Origin of the sequence: Shewanella sp. SM87 (genome assembly GCF_025653705.1) — a bacterium.
GTDB classification, from domain to species: Bacteria; Pseudomonadota; Gammaproteobacteria; order Enterobacterales; family Shewanellaceae; genus Shewanella; species Shewanella oncorhynchi.
Genome location: NZ_JAKKSC010000025.1, coordinates 13,809 through 35,637 on the forward strand (window position 1 = coordinate 13,809; position 21,829 = coordinate 35,637).

At 44.8% G+C, this 21,829-nt stretch carries 19 protein-coding genes; 6 read left to right on the forward strand and 13 right to left on the reverse strand.

The genetic code is table 11. The features are described 5' to 3' along the window. The first annotated feature begins 65 nt into the window (after positions 1-65). Together zntR and L5M11_RS17535 are read left to right on the forward strand one after the other, a co-directional pair. Positions 66-563: a Zn(2+)-responsive transcriptional regulator gene (gene zntR / locus L5M11_RS17530; protein ID WP_263171890.1), complete on the forward strand. Its 498-nt coding sequence runs from the start codon at positions 66-68 to the stop codon at positions 561-563. A 2-nt stretch (positions 564-565) separates the two neighbouring features. Next, positions 566-2,062: a permease gene (locus tag L5M11_RS17535; protein WP_263192852.1), complete on the forward strand. Its 1,497-nt coding sequence runs from the start codon at positions 566-568 to the stop codon at positions 2,060-2,062. Positions 2,063-2,225: 163 nt separating this feature from the next. Here L5M11_RS17535 and L5M11_RS17540 read toward each other — a convergent pair whose 3' ends face one another. Together L5M11_RS17540 and L5M11_RS17545 are read right to left on the reverse strand one after the other, a co-directional pair. Next, positions 2,226-2,927 (reverse strand): pseudouridine synthase, encoded by a 702-nt coding sequence (locus tag L5M11_RS17540; RefSeq protein ID WP_263186545.1) that lies wholly within the window; start codon positions 2,925-2,927, stop codon positions 2,226-2,228. A gap of 261 nt (positions 2,928-3,188) precedes the next feature. Beyond that, a complete protein-coding gene (locus L5M11_RS17545) occupies positions 3,189-4,355 on the reverse strand; it encodes an MFS transporter (protein ID WP_263179994.1) in 1,167 nt (388 codons plus the stop codon). 610 nt (positions 4,356-4,965) lie between these two features. On the opposite strand from L5M11_RS17545, the gene L5M11_RS17550 reads away from it, so the two are divergent. After that, the gene (locus tag L5M11_RS17550) at positions 4,966-6,366 is read left to right on the forward strand and encodes a DASS family sodium-coupled anion symporter (RefSeq protein WP_263186544.1); all 1,401 of its coding nucleotides are present in this window, start codon (positions 4,966-4,968) and stop codon (positions 6,364-6,366) included. 162 nt (positions 6,367-6,528) lie between these two features. Here the strand turns inward: L5M11_RS17550 and L5M11_RS17555 are convergent, their stop codons facing one another. Both L5M11_RS17555 and trxC read right to left on the reverse strand, forming a co-directional pair. Beyond that, positions 6,529-6,963 carry a hypothetical protein gene (locus L5M11_RS17555; protein WP_263186543.1) on the reverse strand — a complete coding sequence of 145 codons (435 nt, stop codon included), beginning with the start codon at positions 6,961-6,963 and terminating at the stop codon, positions 6,529-6,531. A gap of 57 nt (positions 6,964-7,020) precedes the next feature. Continuing rightward, a complete protein-coding gene (gene trxC, locus L5M11_RS17560; RefSeq protein WP_263192853.1) occupies positions 7,021-7,443 on the reverse strand; it encodes a thioredoxin TrxC in 423 nt (140 codons plus the stop codon). 234 nt (positions 7,444-7,677) lie between these two features. On the opposite strand from trxC, the gene L5M11_RS17565 reads away from it, so the two are divergent. Both L5M11_RS17565 and L5M11_RS17570 read left to right on the forward strand, forming a co-directional pair. Then, positions 7,678-8,013 (forward strand): FKBP-type peptidyl-prolyl cis-trans isomerase, encoded by a 336-nt coding sequence (locus L5M11_RS17565; protein WP_011845636.1) that lies wholly within the window; start codon positions 7,678-7,680, stop codon positions 8,011-8,013. Positions 8,014-8,155: 142 nt separating this feature from the next. Continuing rightward, positions 8,156-9,133, forward strand: a complete 978-nt coding sequence (locus L5M11_RS17570) for a sensor domain-containing diguanylate cyclase (protein WP_263186541.1) — start codon at positions 8,156-8,158, stop codon at positions 9,131-9,133. Between the two features lie 124 nt (positions 9,134-9,257). Here L5M11_RS17570 and L5M11_RS17575 read toward each other — a convergent pair whose 3' ends face one another. The 4 genes from L5M11_RS17575 to L5M11_RS17590 all read right to left on the reverse strand — a co-directional run bounded on the left by L5M11_RS17575 (position 9,258) and on the right by L5M11_RS17590 (position 14,908). Continuing rightward, complete coding sequence (locus L5M11_RS17575) at positions 9,258-9,602, reverse strand: cytochrome c3 family protein (protein ID WP_105250378.1); 345 nt, start codon at positions 9,600-9,602, stop codon at positions 9,258-9,260. A 69-nt stretch (positions 9,603-9,671) separates the two neighbouring features. Further along, the gene (locus tag L5M11_RS17580) at positions 9,672-11,351 is read right to left on the reverse strand and encodes an FAD-binding protein (protein WP_263186539.1); all 1,680 of its coding nucleotides are present in this window, start codon (positions 11,349-11,351) and stop codon (positions 9,672-9,674) included. Positions 11,352-11,792: 441 nt separating this feature from the next. Next, positions 11,793-13,529 carry a tannase/feruloyl esterase family alpha/beta hydrolase gene (locus L5M11_RS17585; protein ID WP_263186538.1) on the reverse strand — a complete coding sequence of 579 codons (1,737 nt, stop codon included), beginning with the start codon at positions 13,527-13,529 and terminating at the stop codon, positions 11,793-11,795. A 140-nt stretch (positions 13,530-13,669) separates the two neighbouring features. Next, the gene (locus L5M11_RS17590; protein ID WP_263163738.1) at positions 13,670-14,908 is read right to left on the reverse strand and encodes an OprD family porin; all 1,239 of its coding nucleotides are present in this window, start codon (positions 14,906-14,908) and stop codon (positions 13,670-13,672) included. Between the two features lie 279 nt (positions 14,909-15,187). On the opposite strand from L5M11_RS17590, the gene L5M11_RS17595 reads away from it, so the two are divergent. After that, complete coding sequence (locus L5M11_RS17595; protein ID WP_113939236.1) at positions 15,188-15,907, forward strand: FadR/GntR family transcriptional regulator; 720 nt, start codon at positions 15,188-15,190, stop codon at positions 15,905-15,907. On the opposite strand, the gene L5M11_RS17600 is transcribed toward L5M11_RS17595, so the two are convergent. The 5 genes from L5M11_RS17600 to L5M11_RS17620 form a co-directional block, all read right to left on the reverse strand. Then, positions 15,904-16,308, reverse strand: coding sequence for a DUF1850 domain-containing protein (locus L5M11_RS17600; RefSeq protein WP_263186537.1), 405 nt, complete (start codon positions 16,306-16,308; stop codon positions 15,904-15,906). The genes L5M11_RS17595 and L5M11_RS17600 overlap by 4 nt on opposite strands. Before the next feature lie 45 nt (positions 16,309-16,353). Beyond that, positions 16,354-18,387, reverse strand: coding sequence for a TRAP transporter permease (locus L5M11_RS17605; RefSeq protein ID WP_131524216.1), 2,034 nt, complete (start codon positions 18,385-18,387; stop codon positions 16,354-16,356). 108 nt (positions 18,388-18,495) lie between these two features. After that, a complete protein-coding gene (locus L5M11_RS17610) occupies positions 18,496-19,452 on the reverse strand; it encodes a TAXI family TRAP transporter solute-binding subunit (protein WP_105250372.1) in 957 nt (318 codons plus the stop codon). Between the two features lie 279 nt (positions 19,453-19,731). Beyond that, a complete protein-coding gene (locus L5M11_RS17615; RefSeq protein ID WP_105250371.1) occupies positions 19,732-19,854 on the reverse strand; it encodes a hypothetical protein in 123 nt (40 codons plus the stop codon). 365 nt (positions 19,855-20,219) lie between these two features. After that, the gene (locus L5M11_RS17620) at positions 20,220-21,716 is read right to left on the reverse strand and encodes a DUF853 domain-containing protein (RefSeq protein WP_263186536.1); all 1,497 of its coding nucleotides are present in this window, start codon (positions 21,714-21,716) and stop codon (positions 20,220-20,222) included. Between the last annotated feature and the right edge of the window lie 113 nt (positions 21,717-21,829).

Consider the following 21,829-nt stretch of genomic DNA (forward strand, 5'->3'; position numbering starts at 1 on the left):
GCATTATTGAGTTGTATGCTGGAAATGATCCCTGAGTTGTGGGCTATTTCGCAAAGGATGAAGACATGTATCGTATTGGTGAATTGGCGGATTTATGTGAGGTGAAAGCCGACACGTTAAGATTCTACGAGAAGCACGGCCTACTCGCGCCTTCGAGCCGTACTGAGTCTGGCTATCGAGTATATACCGAGGCCGATGCTGCGCGATTACGCTTTATTTTACGGGCGAAAGCTGTGGGTTTTACCCTCAATGAAATCAGTGAATTGCTGTCAATTGAACTCGATAAATCTAACCGAGTCTGTGCCGATGTAAAAGGCATGGTTGATTGTAAATTGGCTCAAGTACAGGCCAAAATTGCTGAGCTGAATCATTTTCAAGCGAGTTTACAAAGCTTGTCTGATGCTTGCTGTGGTGGGCCACGTAGCGCCGAACATTGCTCTATTTTAGAGGCGTTGGAGTCCAGCACTGAGCGGGTACGCGTTGAGCATCACTCTCATAATGTAAATCAGTACCAAGCGCAGAATAATCACGGCAAAGCCATTTATGAAGAGTCAGGGAATTAATTATGTTACTGAAGAATTTTATTGATCTGTTTTTAGACTCGGCGCCTTGGTTGTTACTGGGCCTGATTTTAGCTGGGCTATTAAAAGTATTCGTGCCAATGGCGTGGATGCAAAAGCAGCTCGGTGGTCACGGTTTTAAAACCGTAGTGAAAGCGGCGCTGCTTGGCGCACCTTTACCTTTGTGTTCTTGTGGCGTTATTCCTGCGGCGGTAGGATTGCGCCGTTCTGGTGCCTCTAAAGCAGCAACGACTTCCTTTTTAGTGTCGACGCCAGAAACGGGCGTCGATTCAATCGCCGTTTCCTACGTGTTACTCGGCCCCTTTATGGCGATCGTCAGACCGATTGCAGCGATTACCAGTGCGATAGTGGCGGGCTTACTCGTTGGTCGCGATGATGACGATGGCAAGTCAGTGGTTAAGGTAGATACTCAATCAGATAAGCCATTAGAGGGTGAGGCGTCTTGCTGCGCTTCAAAATCAGTGGCTCAGCCAGAGATGGTAAAAGCCGAAGCGGTTAAAAGCTGCTGCTCATCGACTACGCCTACGATAACGCCCGTAAAGTCTTCCTGCTGTGGTAATGACAATGTTGATGCACCTGCAGCCGAGCCAAAGCCGAAGATCAAAATGACGCCTATGGCGGTGCCGAGCTTAATGGCGGGTTCTTCAAGTGTTATGGCTGTTGGCGGTCAAACCATGGGATCTGCTCAAACTATGGGTTCTGTGGTTAAGGTTAACGCTGTTAAAGTAGAAAGCGTGGGGTCATGTTGTGGCAGTCAAACCACAGAGCCAGAAACAATAGTGGTGGTGAAAAAAGGCGCTTGCTGTGGTGGCAGTGCTAAGGTTGCTGAGCAGGTTAGTGCTAACACTGCAGGCGATAGCTGCTGTGCGTCTACTCAAGATATGGCGACTGAATTTAAGTCGCAATCGGTACTAAGCCGTGTCGGAATTGGCCTTAAATATGCGGCAACGGATTTAGTGCGTGATACTACGCTGTGGCTGCTGGTGGGCTTATTTTTCGCAGCTCTGGTACAAACCTATGTGCCGGCTGACTTTTTGGCTAAATGGGGCGATGGCATTCTGGCTATGCTAGTGATGGTGCTCGTTTCTGTGCCTATGTATATTTGCGCGACCGCATCGACACCGATTGCCGCTGGATTATTACTGGCGGGAGTGTCACCGGGTGCTGTACTCGTGTTTATGATGGCAGGTCCGGCAACCAATATCGCGACTTTAGGCATAGTGGCTAAAGAGCTAGGTAAACGTGCGCTGTGGGGCTATCTTGGCGGTGTGATTGGCGTGGCTTTAGTGGCCGGTATGTTGGTCAATTATCTGGTTAATACCTTTGGTTTTGTGGTGATGCCACAAATTGGTGAAGAGCACCAAATGTTACCTCAATGGTTAGTGGCAAGCTCGGGCATATTGCTGGCGTTACTCATGGCAAAAGTGGTTTTTGAGAAGATCCCAAGAAGCTGGGTTCGCCGCAACGATTGCTGTTCTTAGTCGATTCATATTCTGCTAAGCAGTATCAAACAAATAAACATCCCAGTGTTGTTGCTAACACTGGGATTTTTTATGGGATTGATTTGCAAACTTATTAGTATTTGTTTGCTTTTTTAACGTCGATAAACGTAGGCGGCCTGTCTGCTTCAGCCTTGTTAATCAATTAGGATGTGAAGGAGCTTATCTCCGCCAAGGTTAAGTTGCGCCATTCTCCAACATCGACATCTAAGGTCACTGCGCCAATTTGCGCCCTGTGTAGGGCAACCACTTTATTGCCCACGGCGGCAAACATCCTTTTGACTTGATGAAACTTGCCTTCGGTGAGTGTGAGTAGCACGGTTTTTTCATCCACTTGCTGCAGTGTTGCTGGCAGAGTGAGGGCGGTTTCGCCCTGTAGATTTAGCCCTGCGGCAAACTTTGCGGCTATGGCTGCAGTCGCTTCGCTGTTGAGTGGATCTCGCAGTTGGACACGATAGATTTTTTCGCACTGATATTGAGGCGAGATAATATTAAACGACCAGCGGCCATCGTCAGTCAGTAGCACTAAGCCTGTGGTATCAGCATCTAGGCGGCCAACGATGTGCAGGTCAAATGCGCGATCGATATCGAGCAGATGAAATAGCGAAGGGTAGGCTCCATCCACATTTGAGCACAAGGTATTAGCAGGTTTGTGCAACATGATATAGCGAGATGGGCGTGGTGCTAGCGGCTTTCCATTAAGGCTGACAGTATTATTTTCATGCACTTGCATTGCGCAGTCTGTCACGATAGCGCCATTGACTGTGATTGAGCCGCTAAGAATGGTGACTCTTGCGGCTTTGCGATCAAGATCTGTGCTTTTACAGAGGAATTTATCGAGGCGCATAGTGAAATCTCAGGAAAAACAGTCAGCACAGGTGTTTAAGTAAGCTGCATTATCGCGACTTAGGGAGGATAAGCAACTGCCCTGTCTGAATGTTAAAACTGAGCGTACTGATTTTTAACGTTATGACCTTTGTGGATCATTTTGCTGTTCGTTTTGTATTGATTTGACTGCAGATGTTTTCTATTTGAGCCACTCGATGAGCATATCGTTCATTAAGTGGCTGATTATTGAGTCGCAGTGCAATGTATTTTATGGGACTTGTTAAGGCGAGGAAAAACTTGGCTTAGTGTTAATAAGTAATTGAGCAAAAATGTAAATACTGCTCAGAATACAACATATGCCTAAATACATGAGTAAGCCGAACTCCGTTTGGCCAAAACAGCTGGCAACTAATGGGCCTATTACTGACCCCACCGAATAGCTCAGTAGCATCACTTGAGTCGCTGAAACAATTTGGCTAGCAGGCAAGTCGTCACAAGCTAAGCTGATTGCAATCGGGTAAAGGGCAAAAGCGCTGGCGCCAAGCAAGAGAAATCCAATAATCAGCGTCATATTTGAATGCTGAGTGAGCAGTAATAATGCTGCGAGACCCAGTAGGCAAAAGCTTACTATCAAGCCACTTTTGTTAACTCGAGGAGATAAATAACTGACTAAAGGTTGTACCAGCATGCCACCCACTATGATGAGGGCCATAAATTGTCCTGTTTGCTGATCAAGCCCCATATCCAGTGCCACATAGATGGGAAGTAAACCATAGATAGGGCCAAGCAATAATCCAGAGACTAAACATCCCATAATGGCAGGCTGACTTAGGTTTTTTAGCGCAGACAATGACATTGATTGTTGTTCGCTTACCTGAGGTTGACCGCGTTTTACCAGTAGCGCGGGTAAACTTGCCGCGGCTAATAATCCCATGATCACTAGGTAAGGTAGATTGCCCTTTGTACCTAAATAATCAATGGCTAATTGTCCTAAGGCAGTGCCTCCATAAAGCGCTGTCATATAAAGTCCAAGCCGCTTAGCGCGTTGCTTTTGGGTATCGGCCATTAATAGCCATGATTCAACAACCACAAAAATCCCTGCAACCGCAAATCCCGCTATAAGTCGAGAGGCTAACCAGACTCCACTTTTGGGGATTAATATCATAGCGACAACACTGCAAAGAAGGATATTCAAAAAAAGGATAAAGGCTTTACTGTGGCCGATACGGGCAACAACAGGAGCAATACAAGGCGCCCCCAGTAATAAACCTAAATAAAAAATACTGGCCAGTAATGGAGCAAGTGAGGTGCTGAGTTCGAAAAAAGTGAGCGACAGTGGGATTAAGCTCATTAAGTAGCCTGATGCCAAAGCAAACAAACTTAACCCTGCTACGGGGACGAAAAGGCTGGGCTTTTGAGCCGACTGAGTTAAGGCAATTTTTTCCACGGCGGTTCCGAAAACAGACAAATATTATACGCTAGGCGGGGTTGCGGTCGCGACTTTAGGCTGGATCGCTGACAGGGTAAAGTGAGTTAGATTGACTGTGGTGGTGAATAATATTTGTGTTTACTATTCATGTAGATATTGGGTTTTCTATGTTGCCTTGTTGCAATACGTTTGTGTTGTTCGCTTGCTGTTCACTGCGTCGCAGTTTTAGTGCACATTCAACGATATCTAGATTCGATTTAGCGCTACACACATTCAATTTAGTGCCAAATTGGGGGAATAATACCTAATCCTACCAATGATCAGAAGGTATGATTAATTAGTTGATTATCACCTTGGTAGAAAGTGTGGCGTGATCTATATCTCAGTTTTAAACATTAATTAAATTACAACGTGGGCAAGGTTTTGTTCGATCTTTGTCCGTTTGAAATTTTAAAACAAAGGTGTCGATCAGAATTTGGTGATTATTGTCGCTAATCGGCCGTTTGTGCGTGCTATCTCAGCAATAAATGTTGTTGCCAAGTGATAAAGTTACAAAATAAACCGCTTTGCCAAGTGTGATCTATGCCCTAAATTTGCGTCAAAATAAAATGGTATTAAGGTTGTAACCATGTCTTTAACAGATTCAAGTACTGCTCCACCTAATAAAGCTCCCGTCAGTGAGGGGCTCGATAAGAAAAAAATGCTGATCCTAGTGGCTGATATTGTGCTGTTATTTGCACTTTATTACGGTTTACCTTTCGAGCAAGGGGTGAATACTGGGCTGGCCATTTTGTTCTTTGCAGCGATTCTTTGGCTGACCGAAGCGATTCATATCAGTATCACTGCGATTCTCGTTCCTATACTCGCCGTATTCTTTGGGGTGTTTGAAACCAAGGAGGCGATGAGTAACTTTGCCAATCCCATCATTTACTTATTCTTTGGTGGTTTCGTATTGGCTGCGGCCTTGCATCATCAAAAGATTGATACCCTGATAGCGCAAAAGCTGCTGCTAGCCTCTAAGGGCAAACTCAGTATCGCCTGTTTGATGCTGTTTGGAGTAACTGCGCTGCTATCGATGTGGATCAGCAATACCGCGACCACGGCGATGATGTTGCCATTGGCACTCGGGATTTTGCAGCAGCTCGACCGCGAAAAATACCACAGCACCTATGTATTCCTTCTGCTCGGTATTGCCTATTCAGCCAACATCGGCGGTATCGGTACTTTAGTGGGTAGCCCACCGAATGCGATTGCTGCGGCTCAAGTGGGCTTAAGTTTTAGTGATTGGCTGAAGTTTGGTATTCCAACCGTTATCCTCATGCTACCTATGATGTTGATTGCCTTGTATTGGTATTTTAAGCCTGATCTTTCTGCCAAATTCGATGTGAATGTTGAAGCTCAGAAGCTGACATTTCAGGGGAAATTTACTCTGCTTATCTTTCTGACTACCGTATGTTGCTGGATTTTCAGTGTGCCGTTAGCCAAGGCATTAGGTGGCATCACTCAGTTTGATACCGTAGTCGCCTTAGGTGCCGTCGTTTTACTCTCGGGTTTAGGCTTGGTCGGCTGGAAGAAAATTGAATCGACCACAGATTGGGGCGTACTCATATTGTTTGGTGGTGGTTTAACACTGAGCGCAGTACTAAAAACGACTGGCACCAGCGTATTTTTAGCTCACTGGATGACAGATATTTTCGGTAGCACTCACATGTCGTTGTTCGTCTTTGCTGTGATTGCTTTTGTGGTGATGTTGACTGAATTTGCCAGTAACACCGCCAGTGCTGCACTGTTAGTGCCTGTATTTGCTGCGATTGCTGAGGCATTAGGCATATCGCCTGTAATGTTATCTGTACTGATTGGTATTGCAGCTTCTTGCGCCTTTATGCTGCCGGTGGCGACACCGCCCAATGCTATCGTTTATGGTTCTGGCCATATCAAGCAATCGGAAATGGTGCGAGTGGGTATGATCATCAACTTTATCAGTATGATAGTCTTGGGTATTATCGCCCATACCTTCTGGGATATTTAACACTGATATAGTTCATGGCAACTTTGTGTTTCAACGTTGCCGCTATAATAGTATTCGCCTTATGAAGAGCATAGGGCGGATACGCATTTTTCCTAGCAGAGTCGTCGTACCGAGTTTTTGGGCTTAGTGTTTCGAAGCTTACTCTATGCTTATGTTTTGCACTTAATTTGAGGTTAAGTTGCGACTAAAAGTATTTGCGCTATAAATTGCTTGATGTTGATAACGTAGATAAAAGATTTCTTTTACGTTGATGATATCAATCTGTTCAATGTCATTTTTATATAATACGGGAGCGGTATCGCCTTCAGTGACAGTAACGGCTTGTAAAATAATAGGATTATCTGTCATGGCAAAAAACACTTCTGCTTGCTGTAAATTCTCTGAAAGATAAACATAAGCTGTCTGCGGCTCGGCAGAATTATGATCACTGCGAGTAAAGGCTATCCCTTGCTCGAATGGGCGAATGCATTGCTGAGTTTCATCGTTCCAAGTCCCTCCCTTGTCGAGACAAGTATCAATTGTGAGATATTGTTGTAAACCCCATCCTGTCACCACTAGCAAGAGCACTGCGCCCAGTAAGAACATTGCTTTTTTCAATTTTCGTTACCTTTACAAATTAGCTCGGCTGAGCGTTTGTATCTTAGCTCAATCCTCTTATTTATAGGCATTTAACCATTGGTTTAACGCTGAGGAGGGCAAAGCTCCGGCTTGCTGGGCGAGTATGTGGCCTTGTTTAAAAATCATTAAGGTTGGAATAGATCGAATGTTAAATTGAGCCGCGAGGGCTTGCTGTTCTTCAGTATTGATTTTACCGAAGCGAAATTGAGGTTCCCATGTCTTAGCTACTGCAGAAAATATGGGCGCAAAACTTTTACAGGGCCCACACCAGCTGGCCCAAAAGTCAACGACAAGGGGGAGCTCTGATTTATTGGCATGGTTGGCAAAGTTTGCGCTAGTGAGTTCAATCGGCGCAGCCGTAAAGACACTGAGCTTACATTTACCGCAAGTGGGTTGTTGGTTTAAACGCTCATCGGGAACGCGGTTTAACGTATCGCAATGGGGGCAGGCAATAATCATGGTAAAGCTCCAAAATAAAACGTTTATACGACTTATATATTGGGCTAACCGATAGTAATTTAAAGGGCGAGTGATGATGTTATCGCCCATGATGACTTTATTATTAAGGATTAAGCAGTGAACCGAGCCGCAGAAATGTTTAGATTGCGCCGACAAGCCCGCTTGTCGGTGATAAAATCCTGCGCAAAGTTGAATATCACGCCCTAAGTGCGAACAAGAAAAGAGAATGAATATATGACTGAATTAGAAGTAATCGATCTGCAAGTGGGCGAAGGAAAAGAAGCGGTAAAAGGTGCGCTGATCACCACCCAATATCGTGGATTTTTGCAGGATGGTACCCAATTCGATTCATCCTATGATCGTGGTCAGGCGTTTCAATGTGTAATTGGTACTGGCCGAGTCATTAAAGGCTGGGATCAAGGTATTATGGGGATGAAAGTGGGTGGCAAACGTAAGTTGTTAGTCCCAGCTCACTTAGCCTATGGCGAGCGCCAAGTGGGGGCTCATATCAAACCAAATTCTGATCTTACCTTTGAGATCGAATTGCTCGAAGTGCTGACTCGCGATTAAGCGTGACAGGACTGCGAGAGTCTGTGTAAGCTCGATTGAGCCAATATGATTCTGGCTCATCTTGCACTCTTCACTATGTTGCTTCGGCATAGGGTGATTTACACTAGACTCAATTTTCCCACTTAATGGAAAGAGATTTGTCGTGGCTTCGGATACTGCAGCAGAGTTAATTGCGCAACTTCAGGCTGAGATCGCTCAGCTAAAAAGTGAAAACGCTCATTTAGCAGCGTTGAATTATCGTGCCGAAGAAAAACTCTTTGCGGCCCTCGATGGTAATGGTTTATGTCTATGGGAACAGCATATTCCAAGCGGAAATTTAACCATATTTAACATGCGCTGGGGCGAAATGCTCGGGTTTAGTCCTGAAGAGTTTGCTGCCCATGTTGATATCTGGAAAAGTAAATTACACCCCGAAGATAAAGAATGGGTGATAAAAGCCTTTGAAGATCATGTGAATGGTCAAGCCGATTACTATCAAGCAGTTCACAGAATGCTACACAAAGATGGCAGCATAACCTGGGTGTCCGATCGTGGGCGTATTGTCGAGCGCTTAGCTGATGGAACACCATTGCGAATGATGGGCAGCCATATCGATATTACGCAAGAAAAGCGCTACGAAATAGATTTAGCCCGTTTAGCCCACAGTGATCCACTCACCAACTTAATGAATCGCCAAGCTATTGCCAAAGTATTCGATGAATCCTCGCAACCAGGTATTCACGGTGCGTTGTTTTTTATCGACCTTGATGGTTTTAAAGCGTTAAATGACCGTCACGGCCATAAGTTTGGTGACAGCCTGTTGATGCACGTTGCGCATACTTTGGTATCTCACGCCGGTGAATTTGCGCAGATCGCACGGTTAGGGGGTGACGAGTTTGTGATATTACTGCCGTCATTTGATCGTGAATCTTTAGGGGCGCTCGCACAATCATTGCTCGATGTTTATCGAGATAAATTCCTGCTAGAAGGTTGTGAAGTAGAGGTAGGCCTGAGTATCGGTATTGATATATTTGGCTATGGTGATAGTTTTGCCGAGAGTTGTGATCGCGCTGATGCCGCCATGTATCGCGTGAAACACCAAGGAAAGCATGGATATTGTTTTTATCAGTCGTCGGAATAATGATCCAAGCCTGCAGATCTTAGTAATACTTAATTTATATTTGATTACAGTGCCTTATTCGAACAAAAAACCACCTTTAATGGTGGTTTTTTGTTTTTAGCTTTTTAAGCTTAGTGTCATCAGCTTATGGAGTTACAAAATTAAATGGTTGATGGCAACTGACACAATAGTTTTCAGATTTTTTGTGTACATGGTGGCACTTACTGCAATCAGTTTCTGTGTCGAAGTGGCGATTTTTATGAGGATTGGTTGGTTTTACATCCGCCGTTTTTTCCGCTAATTTCTTAGTGTTGTGGCATTGTACACACTTGAGCATAGGGACGGCTTGTCGTTCTTCTGCACCATGGCAGCTTGCACATTTAAGCCCTTTCGCCATATGAGTTTGATCGAGTAAAGTACTCTCTTTAGCGAACGCGCTGCCAGCGAAAATACCCAAAATAATAGCCAATATAATTGTTAAGTTTTTCATTGTTTGATCCCATTATTCATTTCACAGGATGCCAAAATGTGAGGCATCCATTATTGATGACTATGTGTTCTATAGTTTTGCTACATATTTGCCAGCTAAATAGCCGAAGGTGTAGCAGCGACCTAAAGACAAGCCAAATACCGTTAATGGATAGTCAACGCCACCATAGAAACCTGCGCCTAGGTTACCAACAATGAATAAACCTGGAATTTCCTTACCATCGGCATCAAGTACTTGGTGGTTGTCGTTAACAAGAATTCCTGAACATAAAGTAGAAATACGCATACGACGGTGAATACCGTAAAACGGTGGTTTGAGTACTGGTACCATTTTGCTTTTAGGTTTACCGAAGTCCTCATCTTTACCTTTTTTGCACAGCTCGTTATAACGGCTAACGCTGGCAACAAAGGTTTTTGGATCGCACTCTAACTTCACAGCCAATTCTTCTAATGTGTTAGCTGAATGGGTGTTGATCAAAGAGGGAAATACTCCTGTTTTCTCACTAGGAACTTCAGGCATGTAAACTTTAAGCTCTTCAGGAGAATAGAGGTGTCCAGGCCAATCCTTCGCTTGCGTCATATAGTCAGAATCAAATACTTGTGAGTAATGCCCCGCATTCTGCTCATCTTTCAAGTAGTTATTCATTAGAGACATCTCAACCTTCTCATTCACAAAGCGCTCACCTTTACGGTTTACCGCTAAGAATGGCATGTCACACATGGATGCCGGGCCGGCATCGAAGTCGTGCAACATTTTGGTATGTCCAACAGGTTCAATAACGCCGCCAGCCCAATAGGCCATAGCAAAACCGTCACCGGTACGATCCATTTGTTTACGTTCGAAGTTTTTCAGTTCGGGGATGAAGAAGTCACACATGGCTTTGTTATTTTGATAGTCGCCAGAGGACAGAATTACACCTTTCTTCGCCATGTATTTGTGGTATTTACCATCACGAGTTTGAGCAATGACGCCGATGACTTTTCCTGACTCATCCTGGATTAATTGTTGTGCAGGAGTATTAAAGAAAAACTTAACGCCTGCTTTTTCTGCTGTTTTAGCTAATGCGCGCATAGCATCACCCGTGGTGTAGGGTTTAGGGCCGCAGAAAGAAGTGATAAAATTTAAACGGTCATCAGTATCAGCAATTCCGCGAATACCGTGCTGCACTTTGGTACCTTGGTCAACAATCTGGCCGCCACCTTGTTTAACTCTATCGATAACCCAAGTGACAGCTTCACCTGAATTGTAAGCCCATTGCTTAAGAAGACCGGGATGTGAACGGTGCGCGTTATCCGCCATTAAACGGCTAACTAAAGCTTCAATTGCTGATTTATCACTGTTTTTCAGGTCAATCCCAGAACCAGTGTTTCCTTGAGAGACTGGCATGGCTTGCTTTTGTAAACACGCAACGGTTGCACCACTTTCTCTGGCTGATAGTGCCGCAGGCACACCAGAAGCTCCTGCACCGACGACAACAACATCAAAGGTTTGGGTTGTTGCAATATCTTTATCAGCAATAGGTTTTGGCTTAGGTAGAAAATTGAGCGTTGCGCCGCCAATTTCGCCATATTCAGTGCCAACTTGAAGTGGTGCTGCACTCGCTGAAGCAATACCAAGACTTGCAAAGGCTAAGCCACCACTTCCCACTGCAGCTCGAGTTAGGAAACTTCTTCGAGATATACCATTTTGCAGGACGCTAGCAGTGTATTGATCGATTTCTTTCGGTTTCTGTGAATGCTCTTTACTCATTTTGATACTCCTTGGGTCCTCATTGCTAAGGTCGATATGACATCGTTAGCAACGACAATGGATCTGGCCATAACCGTATGTGATTTGTTTGCTTTAAAAACTAGAAGTGCAGTTGCGTGAAAGTGATTAAATTCTCATTCATTAACAACATACGTTTAAATGTATGACATATGACAATAAACCAAAAGAGGTATTAATTACATCTTTGCAGTGCTTCACAAAATGCTGGCATTTTGAGCGATGAATGTGATTATTCTTTTTAAAACAATCTAATATAGGACTTTATTGAATGAATAAGTTTGGCGACGTGGGAAATATGAGCGTCTGATTTTATGCATGTTTAAGTAGTTAACAAATAGGGACTATTTATAAATAAGCATGATTTGAGGTAGGCCACTTCAATATTGTTGAGGTGGCCTTTGGGCTTTAATGCCTTGGGTATTATTTAGGTGTTACACAGGTAAAATTGGCGGCATCTTCAACATTACCTATACCATTGTATTTTGCGAATTGGGGGTATGGGCAGAGGACCCGAGTTCTGCTTTTTGACCAATCACTGGGTAGTTCGGCATTTTCAGGGCGGACTGAAGCCGTGATGTTTTGGGGTTCGACTCCTTTTTCAACCCAGTCAACCAATGCGCGGATCATGTTAAATTTATCTGTGGTAGGACCGCTGCCGCAATGATTCATCCCAGGGATAAGGAATAAACGGGCGAAGGTTTCTGCGTGCCCAGCATTGGCCTCGGCTAATTCGTTATACCAGTTCACTGTATCATTGGCTGAAAATACGGGGTCAGATGTTCCATGGAACAACATCATCTTAGCGCCGCGATTTTTTATGACCGAAAGATCCGTTGGCTGGGGCGGTGTCATAAAGTCTATACCCGATTCGGAGTAAATCGAATCCGTGGCATAGATCCGTTGGGTATCCTCATCCATGCTAAATGATTGCACAAATTCCAAACTGGATTGTTCAGTTGCACCATTAAAGGGAGTTGGTGGCGAGCTAAAAATAAAACCAACGGCACCAGGGTCTCGATTGAGCGCCATGTTATATTCCCAGGAAGCCCAACCTGATGCGCCGATACCCGCATCATATGGGAAGTCAGTATAAATGGCTTCACCTGTCTTGCTGTTATGGGGCCCTGCCATGATATTGCCGAGTACCTGCTTTTGCTCTGCTGTTAAGCAGGTATTATCTCTGTCACTTGAACAGGTTGGAACATCACGTTCAAGGTCAAAGGTCTTTTGACAGGAATAGGTGTCGGTAATAATGCCATCGCTCACGCCGTCAAGGGCATCACACTGCTCGAGGACTTTTTGGGACACGAGGGAGAATTCTTCAGGGGTAATGGCGGTTTGTAGTGTGGCTAAAATATCAGGACCATCAAATTCAACCAGCTTTGAATACTCTTGAACACCATACATTTGCGCTACTGCAGCTTTAGGTAAGTTAAATCCAGGGTTGCCTACCAGAAAGCCATCGTACATATCGGCAAAACGACTGGCCGCGACCATAGTGTGTCTACCACCGTTAGAACAACCGGCAAAATATGATCTATCAGGTTGTTTACCATATGCTTTTTTTATTAAAGCTTTCGCCATTGGCGTTAACTCGGCCACAGCATTGTAACCATAGTCAAGCCTTGCTTGAGGATCTAAACCAAAGAAAGGGGTTGGTGCTGGATGCCCCATATCAGAACTTATCACAGCGAACCCTTCATTGAGGGCGGCAGAATCTGGGCCTGCGGAAAACACTAAGCGGCCAACCGCCTTAGCGATCGAACCGTCGAGGCCGCCATTGGCTTGATAATAGAATCGACCATTCCAGTTAGTGGGTAAACGCATTTCAAAGCCGATCGCATAGCGGGTTTCTCCCGCAATGCCAGTTCCCATCCTTTCATTCATATAACCCGTCACTAAACAATGTTCTGGTGCTCGGTAACGTTCAGTAGCACTATATTCAACATTGCCAGCCGCAATAATTTGTGAGTTCGTTATCACAGTATTTTTGAAATTATATTGTGAAGCAATTTCACTACATAGATTCAGTGTGGCGGGTGTGGCCGAGGCTAACTGTGGTAATGGGGTTTCGGCGTTATCGTTATTTCCACATCCGCTAAATAAAAAACATGACATAGCAACGGCTGGAATAAGTAAGAAATTCTTTGTTTCCATTTAATCTCAATCCTTAAGTCAAAGTGTTTACCGCAACTTTTACTTGGGTATGGGTAATTTTGCGGTACAAAAATTGGGTGTATCGAACAAGGCTGATACACCCATATAAGTTTTGGTGCAGGGGAGTTAAAACTGATGAACTATTTACCTAAGGCAAATTTATAAGTGACATATAAACGCAGATCATCAAGATCTTCAGCTTGATCAAAATCGACCATGGCATAACGCGCCTTAAGGCCTAGGCCCGATAATATGCCTGAAAATTTATAGGCGATTGAAAAGTTTGTTTCATTAAAATCTGACGCAGTCCCCTCTGGCACATCGTACTGCCCATAAAAGGCATAGGCTTCTAATCCACTCGCCCCTAATTTTTCAAAGTCATAGGCCAGCTTTAACGCGTTGACCTCTTCATTCGCCCGTGCAGATTGATATACCTGTTGAATGACCACTTTTTCATCGCCCCATGGGGTCAGCACTGTGTCATCCCCGGTTTTGGCGTACATATAAGTGAGATCTGCCCCCGCCAATTTGGCGCCTAGATGGAAGCCATATTGATAGGTATCGAGTGGGCCGCCGGTTTCTTCACCAGTGGCTTGTTGTGTTAAATAAGAGGGGGTTAAGTACAGATTAGTCGCACCTAACTGAGTGGATAATTTCACTTTGGCATAGGTTTGATTGAAAACATCTTCCATGCTGTAGTGCCAAAGATGGGCTTCAGTTTGGACTGTCTTAAAGGGCAATTGATATTTAGCACCTAGGGCATAAACTGGGTTATCGGCAACATCTGCCACAATACCCGCTCTTGCTAATTCGCTTTGTACCGCCTCTTTTACGGATACGAAGCTATTATCAGACCAGCCCATGGAATCTGTAATATAGAGTGCTGATAACGTTAGATTGTCAACACTCTTATTTTCTGCTGAAAAGCCGCGAAAAGTTCGTGGGATCGCACGAATGTCATGGGGATTCATCATTGGTGTGCGCAGTTCTTGTGCACCTAATTTGAATTGAGTATCCCACCAATTACCTTGGACAAAATACTCCTGTAAACGGTTGACGTTGTCATGATCGCCAGCGGCATCGCGAGCAACTAGGCCGTAGACATCATCTGAATCATTGGTCCAAATGGGATTTGCAGATGCGAAGCTGGTCCCAAAACTGAGGCCATTCACTTTTGCGGTATTGTAATAAAACAGTCCGCCAAATGACGTATCGTGTTTAGTGTTCGTCGTATTATCAAAGTCACGGGTAAAATCGAATAAGCGTAATTCCCCTTTTAACGTACCTTGGCTAAACATTTGATCAATGCTGGTATCTGCTGTAGCTGGAATCGCTAGCGTAGATAGCACAAGCAAAGATAAATAAGATTTTTTCATCATCATCTTCCCTATTATTAGTAAGCCCTGATCAGAATTGTCTGAGCTAGTTAAAGAAATTATGTTTAACATTCTTAGGTTAAATGTATGACGTATGACTAATGCCGACAACGAAGTTAAGATGAATATGAGAAACTAGTTACGAAATTCGCACAGATGTTACTTGGATCAACAAAGATGAATGTTTTTTAATCACTAATGTAGGAAAGATGAGAGTACTTTTTCTGCGTTAATGCGGTTTTATGCTAGTATGGCGACACTAAGCATATTTGGGATAATCAAGTGCATATCTTCAAGCCAATTAAGCAGATAAGAGCATCGAGTGAAGTCGGGCAGCAACTGAAAAATGCTATTTTAGACGGCGAATATAAGGCTGGCGATAAATTACCCTCTGAGCGCGAATTAATAGAATTATTTCAAGTTAGTCGCACTGTGGTGAGAGAGGCGATCAAGAGCCTCGAAGCAGGTGGATTAGTGGAGATTCGCCAAGGTGCAACAGGCGGCGCATTTGTTAAGCACTTAACCTTTGAACGTTTAAGTGATGCTTGCCAAGATTTATTTCTAATGGGGAAACTTTCTCTTCCTGAACTGTGTCAAGCACGCATGCTGATTGAGCCGCAAGTGGCTAGAATGGCTGCTAAAAATTGCACTCCAGAGCAAGCTAAAGCTTTGCAAGAGGCGAATAGTCATGAAAGTGACTCATTGGCTTATCCCGAAACTGTCATATTGCGATCTCAAGTACATTATTTGCTCGCTGAAATGTCTGGAAATCGCTTTTTAGAAGCGATCGTAAAATCCTTGTTGGTTTTATTAAGTAATCAAACGACTAAGTTTCAGCCACCGACTGATGAAATTCATCCTTTAGGCTTGCATGATGTCATTGTCGAAGCGGTTATCGCAAAAGATGGGGCGAAAGCTGAGGCCGAAATGTTTGCACACCTTGAGGATTTTAATCGGCGCCTAATAGAAATTGAGCGTAAATATATGGATAAACGCGCTTAAGGCAAAGAGCCGCAACCCCAAAGTTCAACCGCGGCTGTTTGTTTGTTGGGTAAGCCAATCCAATGACTCATGGCTTGGCATTCCACTTTTCCTGAGATTTGAGTGAAGCAAAGTTCAAAATCCCCTGCTTCGGGCGTGCGACCTAAGCGCAACACAGGCAAAATGGGCAGCTTGGGCTGATAATGCCAGCTGCCATTTTTAAGATAAGCATCATCTGGGATTTCCATTCCAGCACCCGTACCTTTCACTCTTGCTTCGACCAACACTAATCCTTGTGGCATGACGTTATAGTCTTCCTCCCAGCGAATTTTTTCTATGCTGTGGTTCCATGCCAAGGTGAAGTTGTCTGTGGGCTCTTGGGCCCACAGCGTGCCCGCTAGGCCTAAACACAGGCCTAGCATCTGTTTACCTTCAAAGACTGATTAACGACCAATAATCTCAAGAGCTTATCCTTGCTCTGCGAGACGTTTGAGTTTGCGTGCTCGCCAGCTGTGTTGCACGATAAATAGCAGCGCGAGCCCAAAGCCAATTTCATCACTCAACGGCGTAGCAAGAATTAAGCTAGCACCTGCAAGGAAGCCGATAACGCGTTCCCACCAGTAGAGTTTTTGTAATAGATATCCGGTAAAGATGACGCCCCAAATACCAATACCCACAGTCGCTTTTAGCAAGACAAACCCAGTGGCTAACCAGCTATCACCTTGAAGCATCAAAGCGGGATCGTAAACCGCCATAAAGGGGATCACAAAACCTGCAATGGCGATACGGATTGCCCAAAGGCTGATCTTAAGGCCTGATTCCTTAGCGATTGGCGCCGCGGCAAAACAGGCTAAGGCAACGGGAGGCGTGAGATCGGCCATGATGCCGAAATAAAATACAAACATATGCGACACAATCAGTGGCACACCGAGGTCGAGTAATGCGGGAGCGGCAATCGAGCTAGTAATAATGTAGTTAGGGATTGTGGGGATCCCCATGCCGAGTACTAGGCAAGTGACCATAGTTAACACGAGTGATAAGAACAAGTTATCTTGGCCAACGGCAAGAATATAGCTCGCGAAGGTCGAGGCAATTCCTGTCAGCGACACTATGCCGATAATCACACCGACTAAAGCGCAGGCGATACCCACAGGCACGGCATGACGGGCGCCTTCTACCAGTGCATGCAAGCAGATGGTGAGAGTATCTCTGCCGCCTTTAATAAACCAACAAATGGCGACTAATAAGGCGATAACCCCAAATACGACCCCGATCCCGAGTTGGAAGAAGCCAGCGCAAAGGATGCCAAGGGCAATCCAAAAGGCAATCCGCATCGCCATTGAGGAAAGCCGCAGTACTATGGCTGAGCCTAAAATTACTATCGATGTGAGGGCGAGTCCTACCATGCCTGAGAACAGCGGCGTTCTACCCGAAAACAGCAAGTAGACTAAAATAAACAAGGGGATAAGGAGATACCAACGCTCTTTAATTGCCGCCCATGGATTCGGGCACTGATCTTTAGGCAGGCCACAGAGATTGGCGCGTTTGGCTTCTAAATGCACCATCCAAAATACGGAGCAGAAATAAAGTAGCGCAGGGATCAATGCCGCTTTGGCTATCTCGATAAAGGGGACGTTAATGGTTTCGGCCATGATAAAGGCCACTGCGCCCATGATCGGCGGCATGATTTGGCTGCCCATACTCGATGTTGCCTCTACCCCGCCGGCGAAGGCAGGGCGATAACCGAATCGTTTCATGAGTGGAATGGTAAATTGGCCCGTTGTGACCACGTTGGCAACACCTGATCCTGTAATCGTCCCCATCAATGCCGATGACACTACTGCAACTTTTGCAGGACCGCCGAGCTTGTGGCCAAATAATCCCATAGCAAAGTCGGTAAATAAACGGATCATTCCGGCTTGTTCTAAAAAGGAGCCGAAGAGAATAAACAGGAATATATATGTCGCCGACACATAGGTTGGTGTGCCGTATAGCCCTTCGGTACCGAAGGCTAATTGATTGATGATCTGATCGAATCCATAGCCGCGGTGCATTAAGTCACCGGGTAAATATTGGCCAAATAAGCCATACATCAAAAAGATGCTACAGATGATAGGTAGCGCCCAGCCCATGACTCGGCGCGCTGCTTCAAACACTAATACGATCAAAGTGATACCTATCACTATATCCGCATCGGTCAGATCGCCTGAACGTTGAATTAAGTCGGCTTCGAAATACCACTGATAAGCCGCTGTGGCCATGCCAGCTAGACCGAGTAGCCAAGCGAGTGGCTGCCAAGGCTGAGATTTTCCTCTAGCGGGATAACTTAAAAAAACCACTAACAGTAAAAAGCCCACATGGGTGGCACGCAGTACTTGAGTCGAGACGGGATGAAAAGCGGCAGTGATGATTTGAAAAATAGAAAAAATTAAGGCTGTATAAAATAGAGCCTTGGGCCAATCGCCAGTATTTGCGCTGAGACCTTGTTGGGGATCACTCATATTATGCCTCACAGCATTAGACTACAGAGATGATATAAACGAGATGCCGTTATTCAACGGCATCTCAATTGCTTAGTTTGGAATAGGATGCACAGATATCAGTAAAATTTAGAGTGCACCAACTTCTTTGTAATAACGTTCTGCACCTGGGTGCAGTGGTATTGGCAGATTTTTCGTCGCTTTATCTACGCTGATGGTCTTCGCGGCGGAGTGCGCGTTACCGAGTCGGTCTAAGTGCTCGAACATGAGTTTTGTCATCTGATAGGCTAAATCATCCGATACACCGCTTTGAGTCACCAGCAAATTTTGAATGGCGACGGTAGAAACGTCGGTGGTTTGGCCTTCATAGGTCGATGCTGGGATCACGCCATGTTGATAGGCGGGATTGTTAATCTTAGCGATCACATCTTCTGGAATTTCAACAAAGTTGATTGCCATAGTCGCAGCTAAGTCACGGATAGCAGCCATGCCGAGACCGGAAGATTGTAAAGTGGCGTCTAATTGACGATTTTTGATTAGCTCAACGGATTCGGCATAGGGTAAAAACTCGACTTTCCCCATGTCTTCGTAGCTTAAACCCGCAGCCTTGAAAATCGATCTGGCATTGAGTTCTGTCCCTGATTTAGGGGCACCCACTGAGATGCGTTTTCCCTTTAAATCGGCCAAGGTTTTAATACCAGACTCTTTATTGGCGACGATTTGAATGTAGTTAGGATAAGCCGAGGCAAGTACTCGGATTTTATCCAGCGGCGTTTTAAAGCCTGCATCAATATCACCTTGATATGCTGCTGCGACTGAATCACCTAAAGCGAACGCTAATTCACCACGACCCGCTTGCAATAAATTGAGGTTTTCTACTGAGGCTTTAGTTGCTTGAACTGAGGTTTTAGAACCTTCGATTCCTGTGCCGTAGAGTTGCGACAGCGCAACGCCAATAGGGTAATACACACCACTGGTGCCGCCTGTGAGAATGTTGATAAAGGCGGGGGCAGCAGCCATAGCGGCAGCACTGAGTGTGAGAGTCACTGCTGCGCCGACGGCGACAAAACGTTTTTTGATTTTCATTATGAAATATCCTTATTTTTTATAGTGTTATGTAGGGTCTTTCGAGCGGTAAATACCGTAATCAGCTCAATATAACTACATAAAACCTGGAAAAGGTCAATTAGGCTATAGTCGATAGCTGCTACTTTTGTATCACAAAACTGAGATCTGAGACTGTTTTGAGCAAGGTTGTATTGTGAGGTAAAACTTGGTTGGTTCAATGAAGCGGGCAATAAAAAGGGCTAACCTAAGTTAACCCTATTTGTGTTATTAGAGGACAAACCTCCTAATAACAAGACACTATTTAGTGTTATCTAAGAAACCTTTAGTTGCGTTTTTCGCATGTTTTGCTGCTCTTTTCTCTTTAGGAGACATCAGCGGTTGTTTCTTCGATTCTTTACGGTTTTTTTGCTCTTTACTCATATAAAACTCCATGTACTCTTTGGTTATTCATCAGGCTAATCATGTAAGCCGTACTTAATTGAACCTATTCCATGACGTCCTGATTGAAGCGAAATTTTTATCTCGAATTACAACATTTTAAATTACAAATATCTAAAATCATTGATAATTATCTGTGAATTTATTTGCCTCAATGAGCGATTACAGCAAAATAATCTTATCACCGAATTCCGTACCATGATCCATCTATCACTTAGAATAATTAATGCTAATGCTAGCGTTAACCTGTATAAGAAATATGCGAACAAGGACACAGTACCTCTATTTTCGTCATTGTTTGTGGTTTTAGTGGGCCCTAATTGGAGGCTTAACTAAGTACCATATGCCTAACGTCGGCTCGATTTACCTAACATGCCACCTAATATACCGCGCAAAATTTGTTTACCTAATTGGCTGCCAACCGTGCGTGCCGCTTGTTTTGACAAGGTTTCCGCTAACCCTTGGCGACGCTTATTACCAAAAATGAGTTCACTGAACCAACCTTGTTCCTCAGCTTTTTGGCCCGTTTGCACATCACTTGCTGTGGATGTGGTGTCGCTGGTGGCGTTATCAACTCGTCTTTGGTTAAGGCGTTCGTAGGCTGATTCGCGGTTGATTAACTGATCGTATTTACCTCCAATCGGGCTTTGGGCACGGACTTGTTGTAACTCCTCACTTGTGGCGGGTCCCATGCGGCAACGTGGCGGTGCGATGAGTGCGCGCTCGACCATAGTTGGCACGCCTTTGTCGGCTAACATAGACACTAAGGCTTCACCTACAGCGAGCTGGGATATGACGTCGCTAACAACCAGTTTGGGGTTAGGCACAAAGGTTTCGGCGGCGGTTTTAACGGCCTTTTGATCCCTTGGCGTGTAAGCTCGCAGGGCATGTTGAATACGATTACCTAATTGTCCGAGAATTTCGCTTGGGACATCATCAGGAAATTGCGAGCAAAAATAAACGCCTACGCCTTTTGAGCGAATTAGGCGCATGATCTGTTCGACGCGTTTTAATAGACTCGGTGGGCAACCCTCAAAGAGTAAATGCGCCTCATCAATAAAAAACACTAGCTTAGGTTTTTCGGGATCGCCGACTTCGGGCAGATTCTCAAATAATTCTGAGAGTAGCCATAGTAAAAAACTTGAATATAAACGGGGTGTTAAAATCAGTTTGTTCGCTGCTAATAAATTGATAATGCCGCGCCCTTGCAAATTAGTGCGCATTAAATCTTCAAGCTGTAACGCGGGTTCACCAAAAAAGTCTTTGCCACCATCGCGCTCTAATCCTAGTACCGAGCGTTGAATTGCTGCGAGGGATTGGGCGCTGATTAAACCATATTTGGCGGAGATTTCTTTGCGTTCCTCGGCAACTAAGGCCAGCATGGCCCGCAGATCATCTAAGTCGAGCAGTAATAACCCTTGGTCGTCCGCTAGTTGAAAGACTATGTCTAAAATACCGCTCTGGGTGTCATTCAATTCTAAAATTCGGCCGAGTAAGGTCGGGCCCATTTCGCTGATGGTAGTACGCAGCGGGTGGCCTTGAACGCCCGCTAAATCCCATAACACTACAGGGTTGGCTTCGTTGTGATAATCTTCAATGCCAATTTGAGTTGCCCTTTGTAATAGCTTTTCACTTGGGGTGCCCGCCATCGCTAGACCCGAGATATCGCCTTTAACGTCTGTGATAAAAACCGGCACGCCTTGGCGTGAAAAACCTTCGGCAATACTCATCAGCGACACGGTTTTGCCTGTCCCTGTGGCACCGGCAATTAACCCATGGCGATTGGCATACTTAAGATTTAAGTGAACCTGTTGTTCACCTTTTCCTATTAATAGCGTATTCAAAGGCATTCCTTATGTTAACGGTAGGGCTTATATTGGAATCGTTGCAGCATCCTTATTTAAGCCACTGTGTATCTAATCCACTTTAGTGTCGTCGTTCATGCGTATAAAAATTC